16 protein-coding genes are annotated in these 17,191 nt (G+C 57.2%); 5 read left to right on the top strand and 11 right to left on the bottom strand.

Features of this window, described 5'->3' with window-relative positions; genetic code table 11:
* Positions 1–31 precede the first annotated feature (31 nt).
* From PMPD1_RS18940 to PMPD1_RS18905, 8 genes are read right to left on the bottom strand one after another with little or no spacing between them, the layout of a single operon-like run.
* Entirely contained in the window at positions 32–1,618 is a 1,587-nt protein-coding gene (locus PMPD1_RS18940; protein ID WP_173635509.1) for an aldehyde dehydrogenase (NADP(+)), read from the bottom strand.
* A gap of 36 nt (positions 1,619–1,654) precedes the next feature.
* Positions 1,655–2,605 carry a dihydrodipicolinate synthase family protein gene (locus PMPD1_RS18935; RefSeq protein ID WP_354292689.1) on the bottom strand — a complete coding sequence of 317 codons (951 nt, stop codon included), beginning with the start codon at positions 2,603–2,605 and terminating at the stop codon, positions 1,655–1,657.
* Between the two features lie 24 nt (positions 2,606–2,629).
* Entirely contained in the window at positions 2,630–3,427 is a 798-nt protein-coding gene (locus tag PMPD1_RS18930; RefSeq protein WP_173635508.1) for an IclR family transcriptional regulator, read from the bottom strand.
* A complete protein-coding gene (locus PMPD1_RS18925; protein ID WP_354292687.1) occupies positions 3,424–5,004 on the bottom strand; it encodes a class I adenylate-forming enzyme family protein in 1,581 nt (526 codons plus the stop codon). Before PMPD1_RS18925 ends, PMPD1_RS18930 begins: the two co-directional genes overlap by 4 nt.
* A complete protein-coding gene (locus PMPD1_RS18920; protein ID WP_173635507.1) occupies positions 4,968–6,158 on the bottom strand; it encodes a type 2 periplasmic-binding domain-containing protein in 1,191 nt (396 codons plus the stop codon). Before PMPD1_RS18920 ends, PMPD1_RS18925 begins: the two co-directional genes overlap by 37 nt.
* Before the next feature lie 29 nt (positions 6,159–6,187).
* Entirely contained in the window at positions 6,188–7,360 is a 1,173-nt protein-coding gene (locus PMPD1_RS18915) for a CaiB/BaiF CoA transferase family protein (RefSeq protein WP_173635506.1), read from the bottom strand.
* On the bottom strand, positions 7,357–7,812 hold the full coding sequence (locus PMPD1_RS18910) for a MaoC family dehydratase (protein WP_173635505.1): 456 nt from the start codon (positions 7,810–7,812) through the stop codon (positions 7,357–7,359). The genes PMPD1_RS18915 and PMPD1_RS18910 overlap by 4 nt, the downstream gene beginning before the upstream one ends.
* 27 nt (positions 7,813–7,839) lie before the next feature.
* Positions 7,840–9,150 carry an MFS transporter gene (locus PMPD1_RS18905; RefSeq protein ID WP_173635504.1) on the bottom strand — a complete coding sequence of 437 codons (1,311 nt, stop codon included), beginning with the start codon at positions 9,148–9,150 and terminating at the stop codon, positions 7,840–7,842.
* Positions 9,151–9,451: 301 nt separating this feature from the next.
* Between PMPD1_RS18905 and PMPD1_RS18900 the strand changes: the two genes are divergently transcribed.
* The 5 genes from PMPD1_RS18900 (at position 9,452) to argE (ending at position 14,530) form a co-directional block, all read left to right on the top strand.
* The gene (locus PMPD1_RS18900) at positions 9,452–10,729 is read left to right on the top strand and encodes a flavin-containing monooxygenase (protein WP_173635503.1); all 1,278 of its coding nucleotides are present in this window, start codon (positions 9,452–9,454) and stop codon (positions 10,727–10,729) included.
* Between the two features lie 112 nt (positions 10,730–10,841).
* Positions 10,842–12,239 (top strand): purine-cytosine permease family protein, encoded by a 1,398-nt coding sequence (locus PMPD1_RS18895; protein ID WP_173635502.1) that lies wholly within the window; start codon positions 10,842–10,844, stop codon positions 12,237–12,239.
* Positions 12,240–12,274: 35 nt separating this feature from the next.
* A complete protein-coding gene (locus PMPD1_RS18890; protein ID WP_173635501.1) occupies positions 12,275–12,715 on the top strand; it encodes a RidA family protein in 441 nt (146 codons plus the stop codon).
* Positions 12,712–13,386 carry a DUF1028 domain-containing protein gene (locus tag PMPD1_RS18885; RefSeq protein ID WP_173635500.1) on the top strand — a complete coding sequence of 225 codons (675 nt, stop codon included), beginning with the start codon at positions 12,712–12,714 and terminating at the stop codon, positions 13,384–13,386. The genes PMPD1_RS18890 and PMPD1_RS18885 overlap by 4 nt, the downstream gene beginning before the upstream one ends.
* Positions 13,379–14,530 carry an acetylornithine deacetylase gene (gene argE, locus PMPD1_RS18880; protein ID WP_173635499.1) on the top strand — a complete coding sequence of 384 codons (1,152 nt, stop codon included), beginning with the start codon at positions 13,379–13,381 and terminating at the stop codon, positions 14,528–14,530. The genes PMPD1_RS18885 and argE overlap by 8 nt, the downstream gene beginning before the upstream one ends.
* Before the next feature lie 19 nt (positions 14,531–14,549).
* Here argE and PMPD1_RS18875 read toward each other — a convergent pair whose 3' ends face one another.
* From PMPD1_RS18875 to PMPD1_RS18865, 3 genes are all read right to left on the bottom strand, one after another.
* The gene (locus tag PMPD1_RS18875; protein WP_173635498.1) at positions 14,550–15,458 is read right to left on the bottom strand and encodes a LysR family transcriptional regulator; all 909 of its coding nucleotides are present in this window, start codon (positions 15,456–15,458) and stop codon (positions 14,550–14,552) included.
* A 277-nt stretch (positions 15,459–15,735) separates the two neighbouring features.
* Positions 15,736–16,254: a hypothetical protein gene (locus tag PMPD1_RS18870; protein WP_173635497.1), complete on the bottom strand. Its 519-nt coding sequence runs from the start codon at positions 16,252–16,254 to the stop codon at positions 15,736–15,738.
* Positions 16,255–16,271: 17 nt separating this feature from the next.
* Entirely contained in the window at positions 16,272–17,189 is a 918-nt protein-coding gene (locus tag PMPD1_RS18865; protein WP_173635496.1) for a hypothetical protein, read from the bottom strand.
* Positions 17,190–17,191 lie beyond the last annotated feature (2 nt).

The following is a 17,191-nucleotide window of genomic DNA, read 5'->3' as shown; positions in this document are numbered from 1 at the left end:
CCCCTTGTTGAGGGAGGGGCAGAGTAATGACTTAGCGCTGAAGCTCGCCTTCTACCACGCGCGGAATGTCGAGCGGATTGCCCTCACGTAGCGCAGGGGGCAATAGCGCATCGGGCAGGTCCTGGTAACAGACCGGGCGCAAGAAACGCGCAATCGCCGCCGCGCCTACCGAGGTGTACATCGCGTTAGAGGTCGACGGCCACGGCCCGCCATGTACCATCGCATGGCAAACTTCTACCCCGGTTGGGAAACCATTCGCTAAAATGCGCCCGGCCTTACGTTCAAGAATCGGTAGCAGGTTTTCCGCCAAGGGATAATCGTCCTGATCGAGTTGTAAGGTAGCGGTGAGCTGGCCTTCGAGGGCTTCTGCTACGGCATGCAATTCCTGTTGATTTTGCGCACGAATAAGCAGTGCCGCCGGGCCGAAAACCTCCTCCTGCAGCGCGCGATTGCGTAAAAACTGGCTGGCGTCGACTTGGTACAGTTGGGCCTGAGCGGCATTATGTTGCTCTGCATCGCGGGCAACGCCTTTGGCGACCGCCGTGATACCGTGCTGACCGGCCAACCTCTCCGCATGAGTTTGATAAGCCTCGAAAATAGCCGGTGTTAACATGGTAGTGGCGGGTTTCGCGTTGAGCGCCTGGGCGGCAGCGGTAATAAAGGCCTCCAGCGGTGGCGTATCCAGCGCCACTACCAGACCGGGATTCGTACAGAATTGACCGGCACCCAGCGTTAGCGAGGCGGCAAACTCTTCCGCGATCGTCTGGCCGCGCGCTGCCAGCGCGGCGGGCAGCAGGAAGACCGGGTTCACGCTGCTCATCTCGGCATACAGCGGGATGGGCTCTGATCGCGCATTGGCAATGCGCAATAGCGCCATGCCGCCTTGGCGCGAGCCGGTAAAACCCACGGCCTTAATCGCCGGATGTGACACCAGCGCTTCGCCAATCGCATTGCCTTCGCCAAACAGCAGTGAGAAAACCCCTTCCGGCATCGCGCAGACGCGGGCCGCCTGCTGGATGGCGCGCCCGACCAGTTCGGAGACGCCAGGGTGCGCATTATGGGCTTTGACAATTACCGGCGCGCCTGCCGCCAGCGCGGACGCGGTATCGCCTCCCGCCACCGAAAAGGCGAAGGGAAAGTTACTGGCGCCAAACACTGCCACTGGCCCCAGCGCGATTTTCGTCATACGTAAATCGGCGCGCGGCAGGGGTTGACGTGCGGGTTGGGCTACGTCAATGGTAGCGTCATGGAATAACCCATCGCGCAGCACACGGGCAAACAGACGTAGTTGACCGACGGTACGCCCGCGCTCGCCTTGCAAACGTGCCAGCGGCAGGGCGGTTTCCGCCTGCGCCCGCGTCAGTAACTCGTCGCCCAGCGCGACAATTTCATCGGCGATGGTTTCCAGAAAGCGGGCGCGTTGCTCCGGTGTGGTTCGGCGGTAGGTATCGAAAGCCGCGCTTGCCAGTTGAGCGGCTTTTTCTACCTCAGCGGTGCCGCCAAGGCTAAACGCCGGTTCGATTTGCTGGCCGGTCGCCGGATTTAGCGCGCGTAACTGGCCCTGATGGCCGGTTACAGAATCAAACCCAATAATCATTTCGCCACGGATCAGTGTCATGGTGTCTCCTTTCGACAGCATAGTGTTCAGCTTGCGTTAACGTCCCCAGTTCAGCACCAGCGGATCGAGCTGACGTGCGATTTCAATTAAACCGTCACGCGTGGAAGGGTGTACCGCCGCCAGCGGGCTGCGAACGTAGTCGGAGGCGATAATGCCGCCTTCTTTCATCAAAATTTTGCATGCCGCCAGCCCACACTGACGGTTTTCGTAGTTAATCAGTGGCAGCCATTTGGCGTAAGCCGCCTGCGCAGCGGCGCGGTCGCCGGCACGCCAGGCACGCATCACTTGCTGGATGCCATCCGGGTAGCCGCCGCCGGTCATCGCCCCGGTCGCGCCGGCATTCAGATCGGCCATTAACGTAATCGCCTCTTCGCCATCCCACGGGCCAATAATCGCTTCGCCGCCTAACTGAATCAGTTGGCGCAATTTTTCCGCCGCCTGCGGCACCTCAATTTTAAAGTAGGAGATCGCCTCGATCTCGTTCGCCATCTGTGCGAGGAAACGCGCGGAGAGCGGCGTCCCGGCAACCGGCGCATCCTGAATCATGACCGGAATAGAGAGCGGTTCGCTCACGGTACGAAAAAAATCATAAATTCCCGCTTCGTTGATGCGGATCGTCGCGCCGTGATAGGGCGGCATCACCATCACCATTGCCGCCCCGGCCTGTTGTGCTTTCAGGCTCCGTTCTGCACAGGCTTGCGCTGAGAAGTGTGTGGTGGTCACAATCACCGGTACGCGCCCATCAACCTGTTTCATCACCGTGGCGATCAGCTGCTCGCGTTCCGCATCGGTCAGCGAAAATTGCTCCGAGTAGTTGGCGAGGATACACAGCCCGTCGGAGCCGGCGTCGATCATAAAGTCAACGCAACGACGTTGCCCGGCTAAATCTAACGCGCCGTTCTGGTGAAAAATGGTCGGCACCACCGGAAAGACACCTTCATAGCGTGGCGCATGGTTGGCGTTATTTTGCATTTGCTTATCCATCATTAAATCCCACCCATTAGCTAAAAATCAGGTTGGTGAAACCACCTGCATGGTTGCGTTGTTTTGTGCCAGGCCGCGATAGCCCAACTGTGCGGAAAGCTGCAACGCGCCAGCAATAACTACCGCTTGTAGCTCGGTAAAACGTGTCTCCGACATCCGCGTGATGGGAACCGAGATACTCATGGCGGCAATATTTTCTCCGGCGGCGTTCCAGACCGGCGCCGCTACGCAGGCAACGTCCGGGTTTGACTCGCAACGCTCCCAGGCCACGCCGTGTGCAACAATATCGCGCCGCTGTTGGTCAAGCTGCTGTGGATCGGTAATGGAGTGCGCGGTCAATGCCTCCAGCGGCCCGGCTGCCAGATAGTGTTGCCACTGCGCGTCCGGCAGCCAGGCGAGCAACGCTTTCCCCAGCGCTGTACAGTGCGCGGGTAACCGGGCGCCGATGCTGGATACCAGCCGCACACGTTGCGTTGAGTCGGCCTTGGCGATGTACAGCACCTGGCGCTCTTCCAGAATGCCGACCTGCACCGTTTCGTTACAGGCTTGCATCACCGTCTCTGCTACGCTGCGCGCGCACTGTTCAAAGTCGAGGCGGCTGTTATAGGCGTTGCCGATAATCAGCACCTGATGGCCGAGGGCCACTTCGCCATTGTCGAACTGCTGCACCGCGCCATGCTGCGCGAGGGTAAAAATCAGTTCATAGGTTGCGCTACGCGGAATGCCTAACTGTTTAGCGATTTCCGCAACCTTCAGCCTTTTTTCGCTCGCCGCGATCAGCGACAAGATTTTTAATCCGCGATCCAGCGCCGGGACAATTCTCATCGTTCCTTCTCCTGTAGTTCTGAATGCGACGCGTTTTCCCGCGCCAATAAACGGACTTTATCCACCTTTCCGGTTCCGGTAAGGGGCAGTTCGCTAACAAATTCAATCTGTTGTGGTTTCTTATAGCGCGCCAATTCCGCCGTACAACCGTTAATGATCTCCTCCTCACTCAGGCAATAGCCTGGTTCGGGGACAATGATTGCTTTTACCGCCTCTCCCCAGCGCGGGTGAGGAATACCAAGTACGCACACCTTCGCTACGCCGGGCAGATTGGCGATCACCCGTTCCAGTTCCGCCGGATAGATATTAAACCCGCCGGAGATCAGCATCTCGCGTTGACGGCCCACAATATGCAGGCGTCCTTGCGCGTCAAAACGGCCGATATCGCCGGTGTGATACCAGCCTTCGGCATCAATGGCCGCTGCCGTTGCCGCCGGGTTATTCCAGTAACCCAGCATGACATTGGCGCCGCGCACGCAAATTTCACCACCAGAATCGCGGGGGGTCAGCAGCATAATCTCGACGCCGGCATGAGGCTGCCCGGCGCTGGTTAAACGCGCATCGTTAATTGTATGTTCCGCTATGGAGAGCGAGGTGAGCGGGATTAACGCTTCACTGGCGCCATAAAATTGTTGTAATACCGCACCCAGCCGGGCATGGGCCTCGGTGAGCAAGCGTGCCGATACCGGTGAACCGCCGTAGGGCAGTACACGCAACTGCGGCGCAGGCGCACCGTGGCGCAAGGCGTCAAGTAAGTCATGGAGCATGGTGGGAACCAGCGGCACGCAAGTGGCGCCCACCGCATCAGCGTCAGCTGCCAGCTGTGCCGGTTGCCACTGGCGTAATGTCGCCAGCGCCGCGCCCGCCGCAATATAGCCCGCAGCGACCGAACCGCTGAAATGGCTCATGGGCGCGGCGTGCAACAGCACATCGCCAGGCCCCGGCGACGGCAGTAGCGCACGTAATTGCGTCGCCATAGCGTGCCAGGCGCGGTGGCTATTCATCGCCCCTTTAGGACGCCCGGTAGTACCGGAGGTGTACATTAAGGAGCAGAGATCGCTACCAACAATCTTTGGGGTCGGCGGGCAGGGGAGAGGCGCTGTGCTAAACAGTTCCGGCAGCGAGTAGGCGGCTTCTGCGCAAGGTTCGGCGGCAATTATTGCGCCCGGCACGTTCAGCGAGGGAAGTAAGCGGTTCTCCACAATGGTCACTCGCGCGTTGCAATCTTGTGCAATGTAGCTGATTTCGTGGGGATGCAGACGTGCGCCAGTAGCCACCCGTACCGCGCCCCACAGTGCCAGTGCCCGTTCAATGCACACCACTTCAGGGCGGTTTTCCAGCGCAATCACCACCCGGTCGCCCTTGCGCACGCCCAGATGATGTAACCAGGCGGCAACGCCACGTGCATGTGTCATGACCTCGTCCCAACTCCACCCGCCGCCCGGCCAGCGCACCGCCGGTTGTAAGGCATATTGGCGGTGTGCCTGCCATAACAAGGCGGCCCAGCTTGCGTCTGCCCCGGCGGTGAAATCTGCGCTATTCATGGTTTTGACGCCTGCTGCTGGCACTGTTGCCATAGCGCATTCAACGCTTGCACAATCTCCTCATCGCTGACGCCAGGCGTCCGGAAGAGAGTATGGAGTTGTTCGCCGCCTAATTTCTGAAACAGCGGGTAGCCTGCTGAGCGTGGGCGCACAAATGCATGGTCTAGCGCGGTGAGCGTAGTATCAAAAAAGCCGGGGCAAATCTGCGGCGTGTGCGGGCTGAGCCAGGCGTCACGATGAGCGGGTTGGCCGCCAGAGGTCAGATAAATACCTTGCTGCGTTGCGGCATTCGCGATGCCATGCAACACCTGCGCGACCGCGTCGCGATGCTGACATTGACGCGATACCGCCAGCCCCACGCCACCCAACATTCCGCTGCCGATGTCGCCTGCAACGCCAGGCACGCCGCTAAAGGTTAGCGCATGTTCGCCTTGTTGCGGACGGGCATAATTGGAGTAACCAAACGCCACCGGCACGTAGAGAATATCGTCGTGGCGTGCCATATGTTCAAACATCATGATCGGGTCGCTCTCCCACGACAGCGGGTGCGCGTTCGCCATTAATCGGCGTAACATGGCCAGCGCGGCAAGGGCGACCGGGTGATCGAGCCCCTCATCACGCCACCACGTCGGCCAAATATCCTGATGGCCGTTAAGCGTTCGCGCGGCGGCCTGGCAGAGGGTGAGCAGGGTTAACAGTAAATGGGTGCCATTAGCCGGAATGGAGATGCTACCGGCCGGTAAACGCTCTGCTAACTGGAAAACCGCTTCCCACTGCGTTGGGATCGCATTGGTGTGGCGTGACAACAGATCCCACCGCGTTGCCGCTACCTGTGCGGCTGCATCAATCGGTACCGCCCATAAAGCATCCTGCCAGCAATAACTCTCAAAACTCGGGCCAACCGATGCGTGTTGTAGCTCGTGTAAAAACGCGGGGTCGAGTAAAGCATCCACCGGTTGTAACGCCGCTTGCGAGAATGCGGTGCCCATAAACGGGTGATCGATGGCAATCAGGTCGTAATGTTGCGCTAGCTCAGCGATCGGGTGCTCTTCAAACCCCTGTAATGAGCGCGCATCCCAGACAATATCAATGCCTTGTTCGGCAAAATCCTTCGTCAGCGCCATTAATGGCGCCAGCCCGCGTGGGTGACTCCAGGTCATGCCTTTCAGTGTTACCGAGGTTGTCATACCGGTTCCTGTTGTTTTACTGACGATATTTAAACGTTTTTTAATGCCGCGCGAATGATCTGGTTATGCTGACCAATTTCCGGCACCGGTAAACGGTTCGCTTGCGTGACGCCGCTGATGCTAAACGGTAACCCAACGGCTTTAATCCGTTTTCCGCCCGGTACATCAATCTCTTCAACATAGTGGTTTTCCGCCACCTGAGGATGGGTAACGATGTCATCTACCGTATTGACCGGCGCCACCCACATCCCGCCTGCGGTTAAAATCTCCAGCCAGCTTTGGCTGGTTTTTTGCGCCATCTTTTCCTTGAGCACCAGGTTGACCTCGTCACGCCGCAGAAACCACTGTTCATCGCTGCACTCAACCAGCGTGGCGGGCAGGTCGAACAGGGCAGCTAATCGCGCGCGCGGCGTCATTGACATGGCGATGAAACCATCCTGCGTGCGGTACACACCGTAGGGGGCATCGGTCCAGGGCGCGGCGATACCGGTATCGCTACGTTGCCAGGTAAGATCGGTATTCATCGCCACTAGAGCCTCTTGGCACTGGATAAGCAACGAGGTGCCGAGCAAACTGGCTTGCACATGGTGCGGCGTACCGTTCTCACGCGCATCCATCACCGCTGAGACAATTGAGAAGGCGAGCAAAAAAGCGGTTGAGGCATCCAATACTGGCGCCGCCAGCGGTACCGGCGGGCCATCGGCGGCGCCGGTGTTTGCCGCCAGGCCGCTCATCGCCTGTACTAACATATCCTGCCCCGGGTTTTTGACCAGCGGCCCTTTGGGGCCGAATCCTGAACCGGAGGCATATACCAAACGCGGGTTGAGCGCCAGCAGGTCTTGATAGCCGAGGCCGAGCCGTTCCATCACGCCGGGGCGGAAATTTTCCATCACCACATCACAGCGCGCGACCAGCGATTTAATCAGCGCCAGATCCTCTGCATTGGTTAGATCGGCGGTGATCGCCAGTTTGTTGCGGTTCATGGCAAGGAAATAGGGCGATTCCCCTTCAATACGACGCCCGCGTGGCAAGTAGCTGCGTTCCCATTCGCCACTCTCCGGCCGCTCGACTTTGATCACCACGGCACCTAAATCGCCTAATAATTGGCTGGCAACCGGGCCCATCATCATTTGCGTGAAATCAAGCACGGTAATATCGCGCAACGGCCCACTGCCACGGTATTCGGCTAAGAAGGGGTTCATGCCGCCGCCCCCCGTCGCTCAACCGCCAGGATATGCTGGCAACTAAATACCACTTCGCCGTGCTGATTTTTCCCGGTGTACTGCTTGGTCACTAAGCCAATATGTGGTTTGCGATGCGGCGTCAATGCCACCACTTCGGCGCTGGCGATCAACGTGTCACCGGCGCGTAGCGGATTGGGAAAGCGTACTTTTTCGTAGCCATACGAAATAGCCAACAGGTTGTATTCGACGTTCAACCCGGTGACCAGCGAGAACGTCAGCATGCCATGTACCAGCCGACCGCCATAGCGTGGATCGGCATAGGTACTGTCAATGTGCGCGGGATGGAAATCCAGCGTTAACCCGGCAAATTGGCTAATGTCCGCCTGGTCGAGCGTCCGGCGTCTTTCGGGTTCGCGCTCGCCCAGTTGGTAATCTTCAAAATAACGTTCCGCATAACTCCAGCCCGGCATAGCGTACTCCTCGTTCCGTATAGATGATTAAGAGAGATTCCGGGGTTTGCCCCAAATTAAAATCACCAGCGCGCCCAGCAGACAAATTGCCGCGCACAGACCAAAGGTCAGCGGCCAGGATTTGGTGTAATCCACCAGCATCCCGACCAGCAGCGGCGCCAAAATGCCGGAACTGTTAGCGATAAAATGGACGAACCCAACCACACCACCAAGCCGTTTGCCGGGAATGGTATCGGAAATAATTAAAAAGTATTGGCTACCGGTCAGGTACAGCAGCATCACCACCGCCGACATCACCGCGACCGCGCTCCAGGCGGAAGAAACGTTACCTAATAGCGCCATTAGCGCCGCAGTGCCAAGCAGGCCAAAGATGATCATGCCGCGACGCGCGGCAGCTGGTTTACCGGTGCGGAGGGCGATTTTATCGGTGATGACGCCGCCAGCCATGTAGCCAACCATCCCAAGCAGCCACGGGAGCGCGCCAGCAAAGGCGAACGCTTTAAGGTTGATGCCACGGTCCTCTACCAGGTAGACCGGGAACCACGACAAAAAGGTATACAGTACCCAAGCGTAGGCGAAAAAGGCGGCAGAAGTGGCTAATACCAGCGGCTGGCGCAGATACCAGCTTAACGGGCGCGCCGGTTGGTTATTTTCCTCTTCGGTGGGTTTTTTCTCCGCCACCGCCGGTTCAAGCTGGTCCGGGCGGCCAACCCACGGGTGAACGTGCGGCGTATCGCGCACAATCACCCACCAGCCAATCATCATCAGTACTCCTAACACGCCGAGAACAATAAACGGGATGCGCCAGTCGCCGGTCGAGGCGATTAACGCTGCGACCAGCGGCGTGCCCAGCGCGCCGCCAAGCGGCGTCGCGCCCTGGCTGATGCCAACCGCCATACCCATTTGGCGTTGTGGGAACCAGTTGCTCATGGTTTTGACGGTAATCGCGCCTTGCGGCCCTTCGCCAAACCCAAACAAAAAGCGCACCACCATAAAGCTGAGAAACCCCGTGCCTGCGGCGGTTAAGGCCGTAAAGATGCTCCACCAACAGCCCGCGATAGCCATGATGGAGCGTGGGCCGTATTTATCTGATAGCCAGCCGCCAACAAAGCAAAACGGCGCGTAACCGACGAAAAAGACACTGGAGATCAGGCCAAACTCGGTATTGGTAAGTTTAAATTCGTGGATGATCTCTGAACCGGCCACGCCTAACGCGGCGCGATCGGCGTAATTCAGTAATAGCACTAATGACGTAATCAGAAGGACCAGGTATTTGACTTTGTGGCCTGCGGAGCGCGCGTGTTCCCCGGTGCGCTCAATCGATATGCGTGACTCCATCTTACCCCCCTTATTGTTATATGTCTGAAATTTCAGACAGTGTTTTATATTTAAAACAATATAGCTATAACGTGCCGATGCTTTTTTCGTCAAACGAGGGAGTGGGATTATTTGATGGAGGACACAAAATCAACTATTGGTCGATGAGAGGAGGATCAACAAGGAACCTGTTGAGGTGCCGAAAAGCGCGGCTACCTCGTTTTTTTATGCTTAGTCATTAGCTTAATACTATTTTACCGTGGTTTATCGCTTCCCCTAGTCTGGCGGCAACGAGGCGCAAGGCCAGATTAAGGATGCAGAGATGACGCGAGAAATAGAAGAAATCGATACGCTGGTGATCGGCGCCGGTCAGGCGGGCGTAGCAATGAGTGAGCACTTAACCCAACTGGGTATTCCCCATTTGGTACTGGAAAAAAACCGTATTGCCGAAGCCTGGCGCAGCGGACGCTGGGATTCGCTGGTAGCGAATGGCCCTGCCTGGCACGACCGTTTCCCTGGAATGACTTTTCCCGGCGTTGATCCTGATGATTTTGTTCCCAAAGAGCAGATTGCCGATTATTTCGTGGCGTATGCCGACAAGTTCAATGCGCCGATCCGTACCGGCGTGGAAGTGAAACGTCTTGAGCGCAATCACCGCCAGCCGGGTTTTCGGGTAGAAACCTCTGCGGGGGTAATCCATGCCCGGCATGTGGTGGCGGCAACCGGTCCTTTCCAGCGCCCGGTGATCCCACCGATTGCGCCCGCCGATCGCAGCCTGACGCAGATCCATTCGGCGCACTACCGTAATCCACAGCAACTACCTGACGGCGGCGTGCTGGTGGTCGGTGCCGGGTCATCCGGGGTGCAGATCGCCGATGAGCTTCAGCGTGCCGGTAAGACGGTTTACCTGTCGGTTGGCGCGCACGACCGCCCACCGCGCGCCTATCGGCAGCGGGATTTCTGTTGGTGGCTGGGGGTGTTGGGGCTGTGGGATGCCGCCAGCCAGCCGGGTAAAGAACACGTGACCATTGCGGTGAGCGGCGCGCGTGGCGGCCATACCGTTGATTTCCGCGCGCTGGCGCATCAGGGCGTCAACCTGGTGGGATTAACCCAGTCGTTCCGAGAGGGAGAAGTGACCTTTGCCAATGACCTGGCCGAGAACATTGCCCGTGGCGATGCTAACTATCTGGCATTGCTGGACGCCGCCGATGCGTATATTGCCCGTAACGGTCTGGATCTGCCGGAAGAACCGGAAGCGCGCCATATCCTGCCCGATCCAGCGTGTCTCACCAACCCGATCCGGCGGTTGAATTTCGCCGAAGCGGGGATTACCTCTATCGTGTGGGCGACCGGTTATGCGGTGGATTATAGCTGGCTACAGGTCAATGCCGTTGATGAGGCGGGTAGACCGCAACATCAGCGTGGCGTATCCAGTGAACCCGGTATCTATTTTCTCGGATTGCCGTGGCTTTCGCGGCGCGGCTCAACCTTTATTTGGGGGGTATGGCACGACGCGAAATACATTGCCGACCATATCGCCACCCAACACAAATATCTCGATTACCAGGACGCGACGCAGCGGCGTCACACTTCCTGGTAGCCGGATAAGTCACCCCGGCGTTCGCGCCGGTTATAGCCGCCAGAGGGTACGCCATTCAAATTATTAAAGGTATCTGGCGGTATTTTAACGACCTTTTTGCCGGGAGTTCACCATGCCCAATATTGAATCATCGCCACCGATTATTGAGAAGCACACTATCGGATACGTGCCGCCGGAAGATCGTCACGGAAAAGTCAGGGATCTCTTTACGTTGTGGTTTGGCGGCAACATTGCGCCATTACCGATTGTGACTGGCGCGCTTGGCGTGCAACTGTTTCACCTGAACCTGGTCTGGGGCATTGTCGCGATCCTTGTTGGCCATTTGATCGGCGGCGTGTTAATGGCGTTGCACTCGGCGCAGGGGCCGCAAATGGGTATCCCGCAAATGATCCAAAGCCGCGCCCAGTTCGGCTCGCTCGGGTCACTGCTGGTGGTGGCGATCGCCGGGATTATGTATATCGGGTTCTTCGCTTCGAATATTGTGCTGGCCGGTAAGTCATTACATGGCGTGGCGGCTAGCGTGCCGGTGCCGGTTGGCATTGTGGTCGGCGCGATTGGTTCCGGGATCATCGGCATTATCGGTTACCGTTTTATCCATATCCTGAACCGCATCGGAACCTGGGTATTAGGGATTGGGATCGTGGTTGGCTTTGGCTATATCTTTAGCCATATTCATACCGCCGATTTTCTGACGCGCGGCGGCTTTACCCTCTCTGGCTGGCTGGCAACCGTTTCGCTTGCCGCTCTGTGGCAAATTGCCTTTGCCCCCTATGTTTCCGACTATTCACGCTATCTACCGGAAAATGTTCCGGTGGCGGCCACCTTCTGGGCCACCTGGCTGGGTTCGGTGCTGGGCTCCAGCCTGGCGTTTATTTTTGGCGCCGTGGCGGTACTGGCGACACCGATTGGTATGGACACCATGGAAGCGGTCAAACTGGCGACCGGTTCGATTGGGCCGCTGATGCTGATACTGTTCTTGTTGAGCGTGATTAGCCATAACGCACTAAATCTGTACGGCGCGGTGCTATCGCTGATTACGCTGGTACAGACCTTCGTTTGGCGCTGGATCCCCACCGGCAGAAGTCGTGCGGCGATCTCGGTCATCGTGCTGACCTGTTGCTGTATTGCGGCAATTGGCGCTTCGGAAGACTTCATTGGCCATTTTGTTGATTTGGTCTTAGCGCTGCTGGTGGTACTGGTGCCGTGGACTGCGATTAACTTGATCGATTTCTACGCTATCCATAAAGGCCACTACGATATTACCTCCATTTTCCGCGTTGATGGCGGCATCTATGGCCGTTACAACCCGCAGGCGTTGTTAGCCTATGCGATCGGGATTTTGGTGCAGATCCCGTTTATGAATACGCCTCTCTACGTAGGGCCAATCTCTGCCCATATCAACGGCGCCGATCTCTCCTGGTTGATTGGTCTGCTGGTGACATCACCGCTCTATTACTGGTTGGCGAGCCGCGATAGCGCTTACCGTCGCCGTCAGCCGAACGCCTGTTAACGCAGGCTTCTCTTTTCGCTTTCAAGGAGTTGTTCATGAGTAAACCGACCCACACCCGTATTCGCATGTTTAATACCAAGGTCACCTATCCGAATCAATCGCTGGATAACGACCTGTGCCAGGCGGTGCGTGCCGGTAACACGGTGTATGTCCGTGGGCAGGTTGGCACCGATTTTGACGGCAACCTGGTTGGCCTCGGCGATCCGCGTGCGCAGGCCGAGCAGGCGATGAAAAACGTGAAGCAGTTGCTGGAAGAAGCCGGTAGCGACCTGTCGCACATTGTGAAAACGACGACCTATATTATCGATCCGCGTTATCGCGAGCCGGTATATCAGGAAGTGGGGAAATGGCTGAAGGGCGTGTTTCCGATCTCTACCGGCATTGTGGTTTCGGCGTTGGCGCAACCGCAGTGGCTGATGGAAATCGATATTATTGCGGTGATCCCTGATGAGGACGCCGCCCGGGAGGGATCATGACCTTTTCAATTGCCGCGCGCTGCGCGGAAAGCGGGCAACTCGGAATTGCCATCAGCTCTTCCAGCATTGCCGTGGGCGCACGCTGTCCGTGGTTATTGCCGGGGATTGGCGCTGTTTCCAGCCAGAACATTACCTTACCGGTATTAGGGCCGAAGATACTTGGCGAACTGGAAAAGGGCATGACACCGGATGCCGCGCTGGAGAGCGTATTATCCAGCCACGGCTTTAGCGAATATCGCCAGGTGACGGTGATTGACAGCCACGGCGCCACCGCGGTATTTAGCGGCGCAAAATCGCTGGGGACTTACCATGCGGTGCAGGGCGAGGAGTGCGTTGCGGCGGGCAATATGTTGGCGGATAAAGCAGTGATCAACGCGATGGTGCAGGTATTTGAACAGACGGCGGGGCCATTAGCCGAACGTTTAGTGGCGGCATTGCAAGCGGGCGTGGCGCGGGGCGGCGAAGCCGGGCCGGTTCATTCGGCGGCGGTCAAAGTGGTTGGCGATCACCCCTGGCCGATTGTTGATCTGCGGGTGGATTGGGCCGTTAGCGATCCGATCGGCGAACTGGCCGGGCTGTGGCAGGCTTACCAGCCACAGATGCAAGACTACATTACGCGTGCCATTGATCCCCGTCAGGCACCGGGCTATGGAGTGCCGGGCGATGAGTGACCGCGTGCGGGACATGTTGGCGAAGCTGGTGGCGTTTGATACCACCAGCCGCGAATCGAATCTTGAATTGATTGATTTTATCCAGTCCTGGCTCGATGAATGGGGTATCTCCTCGCAACGGTTTTATAACCAGAGCGGCAGTAAAGCGAATCTGTATGCCCGCCTTGGGCCAGCGGGAGACGGCGGGGTGATGCTTTCCGGGCATACCGATGTGGTACCGGTGGATGGGCAGCAGTGGACGGTGCCACCGTTTGAGCTAACCGCGCGTGACGGGCGCTATTACGGGCGCGGTAGCGCCGACATGAAAGGGTTCCTCGCCTGCGTATTAGCTTCAGTGCCGGATTTTGCCGCCCGGCGCTTGCGGATGCCGTTGCATCTGGCTTTTTCTTACGATGAAGAGGTCGGCTGCCTCGGGGTACGGAGTTTAGTGGCGCACCTCAACGCCTCGCAGGACAAACCGGCGATGTGCATCATTGGCGAACCCAGCGAGATGCGCCCGGTGTACGGCCATAAAGGGAAGCTGGCGATGCGTTGCCAGTTGCGCGGGAAGGCCTGCCACTCGGCTTACGCGCCGCAGGGCGTTAATGCCATTACCTACGCGGCAAAATTGATCGCCAAACTGGACACGCTCGGCGAACAATTGGCGGTGGTACAAGACGCCCGTTTTGATCCGCCTTACAGCACGCTACAGGTGGGAACCATTCAGGGCGGTTCGGCGCTCAATATTGTGCCGCAGGATTGTCGGTTCGATTTTGAAATCCGCCATTTACCGGATGCAAAAGTTGATGAGGTGGTTGAGGCGTTGCAGCAGTATGCCAGCACCTTGTTGCCCGCCATGCAGGCTGTGGCGCCGGAGAGCCAGATTACCTTTGAGCCGCTCAGCCGGTATCCGGGGTTATTAACCGATGCGCAATCGGATTTCGCCGGTTGGCTGGCGCAATGGTGCGATAGCGAAACGTTTTCCACCGTCGCTTTCGGCACCGAAGGCGGATTGTTTGACGAGGTTGGCGTGGCAACGTTGATTTGCGGGCCAGGCAGTATGGACCAAGGGCATAAGCCCGACGAATATGTGAGTGTCGATCAATTGGAGCGCTGCATGGCAATGTTAAGCCGGTTGCGGCACTGGATGACGGCAACGCATTAATCGGGCCGAGGCGGATTGGCTACAGAGCCTGCGCCAGTTGCTGCTTACAAAACTCAACGAACAGTTGCGCCGGTTTGGTGAGTTGGCTGCGGGCTAACCATGCGGCGGTGAGGCCGGAGCCTTCCACCGCATCTTTCAGCGCCACCGTCACCAGGCGCTGGCCGTCATAACTGTGATCTCCATAGGGGCGGGTGACCAAAATCGCAAAGCCAAATCCCTGTCCCACCATCCCACGCACCATCTCAATCGAGGGGGAGCTAAAAATGATATTCGGTGTAATCCCGGCGCGGGTAAACAAGTTAACGAAATAGTTGCGGCTTGGTAAGACGTCTAACAAAATCATCGGTTCTGTCGCCAGGTCTGCCAGCGAGACTTGCGCTTGTTGAGCAAAACGGTGATCTTCCGGCAGCAAAATATAGGGTTTTCTCGGCGCGACCAGTGGATCGGTTTTGATACTGCTATCGAGGTCGTGGTCGTATAGCAACGCTAAATCAAAGCTACCGGCGGTTAGTCCCTGCACCAGTTCATGCTGCTCGCCATCGCGAATGATGATTTCCACGCCGGGATATAGCGACTTAAAGCCGCGGATCAGCTTAGGCAAAATCAGCGGCGCGACGGTTTCAAAACAGCCAATATCAATTTGGCCCGCCACCATATCGTTATCCGCCAACGCATTTTGCTCAAACTCATGCGCCATGCGTAGCAGCTTCTGCGCCTTACTGTAAAAACGCGCGCCAGAGGGCGTTAATGAGACACCTTGCGCATGGTGGCGAATAAAAAGCTGTACGCCAAAGCTCTCTTCCAGACTTTTTATCGCGTTGGAAATGGAGGGTTGCGCAATATACAGCTTACGCGAGGTTTCAGCGACGCTACCGCACTCCACCGTGGTGACGAAATACTTTAGCTGGCGCAAGGTGTAATTAGCCATCACCCACTCCTTACCGGGATTGTTCTGGATATCGGGAAACTCCTGCGCGGAAAACCTGGCCGATTTGCTGGAGGAAGCGATGGTTATTTTAATGTTAACAATAAGTAAAATAAATCAGCATGCTCCGATCGCCAATGATTTTATTTTGCTGGCGTGCGGGCATGCTCATTGTTGGGTGGGGGCGAAACAAAAAAAAGCGGGAAAGATGGCCGAAAATCGACCATTCCCGCAAAACAAAGAGCCAGAGAATCGCTCTGGTCTGGGCAAAAAAACGGTGTTAAGAAGAAGGCGTGACCATGACCGTATAGGTACCGCTGTATTTTCCTAGTGGATAGGTCTCTGCTCGCTGTGCGGAGACAAAGCGTAATTTTACGCCCACATCGTTCGGCGGTACGTCGGCGAGCGTGGGATAAACCGGGCGGTTATTGACCGGTGAGCCGGTGGTTACGCCAATACCGTTATCATTACCGTCGAGGATCCAGGCGGTGTTGATTGGCATTGTATTCTCGCCAGAAACCAACGCTTTATTCGGCGGTGGGGTGAGCCTTAATGACACCACGCTAGCATTGCCAATAAACACAAATTTCGGCGTAATGCCCCGCATATAACCGCCTTGATTGTCCAGCTTAACGCTAACATTGCCGTTGGTGACGTCTTTACCATCGACATAAACGCGCACGCTGGTACTGATTTCCGCCTCTACATCAATGGTGGTGGTCACCGGTACCGCAAGCGCCGCCGTGGCGTTAAACAGCAATGCTAAAGCCAGCGGGACACGGATATTGCTTCGCTCCATATATTTACCTTTCCTTATTAAGAAGTTGGCGTAATGACTGCCGTCAGCGTGTCGGTCAATCGCGTACCGGCGGCTAACCCGCTGATATTTTTACCGGACAGAGAAAAATTGATGCCAATAATGTCGGCAGTGGCGCTGCCCGCCGGAATTAAACCGGTGTAAATCGCGCCCGGTGTCATCTGATAGCTACCGATTTTGATTTGATACGGCACGAAAATCTCACCGCGCGTATCCTTGAGTTGGAAGCTGTTCTCCCGCTGCTGTCGTGATTCGAATGTCAGTTCATACGGTACCGCGGCATCGCCTGCTTCTGCCGTTTTGCGAATGGTTAATTTCGCGTTGTACAGGCTATTTTTTAGAACGTTAACTTCGCCAAAGCGCAGGGATGGCTTATCAAACGCCGCCTGCAACGATGGAACGCCGCCGCTCAGGGTGCTCAGGTCGAGATAGATCGCATTGGATGCCATCTGGCTATTCGCCTGGATAAAGTTGACATACCCCAGCAAAATACGCTGCCCGCTCAAGGCCGCCGGGATTGCGGCCGTGGCGATACGTTCGTTGCGCGGCGCCGCTTTGACGCCGACCAGTTGGCTTTGCGCGGGCGCATCAAACTGCAGCGATTCGCCGCACTGCGCGCTAAGGCCGGGCTGGGCAATGCTACGAATCACCGGTACCAGCGGAATACGAATCGACGAGAGCGGACCGCTACCGGTTAAAACACCATTCTCACAATGTCCCATACCGGCAGGCATGACTTGCAACGTGAGCGACGCTTGCTCTGCTTGGCGTTGTACCAGCATATCCGGACCCTGTTCCGCACCGCCCTGTTGCGATATTTGTAAGCGACCATTGGCGACCGGCCGGAAGATCCAATCTCCGGCGCTGGCCGGGCCGATATTGAGCGCCAGCAGGGCCAGTAGCACAGTACGTTTCATGC

This window comes from Paramixta manurensis (assembly GCF_013285385.1).
In the GTDB taxonomy this organism is placed as follows: domain Bacteria; phylum Pseudomonadota; class Gammaproteobacteria; order Enterobacterales; family Enterobacteriaceae; genus Paramixta; species Paramixta manurensis.
The sequence above is the reverse complement of the archived record's forward strand: the minus strand, read 5'-3'. Positions and strand labels throughout refer to the sequence as shown.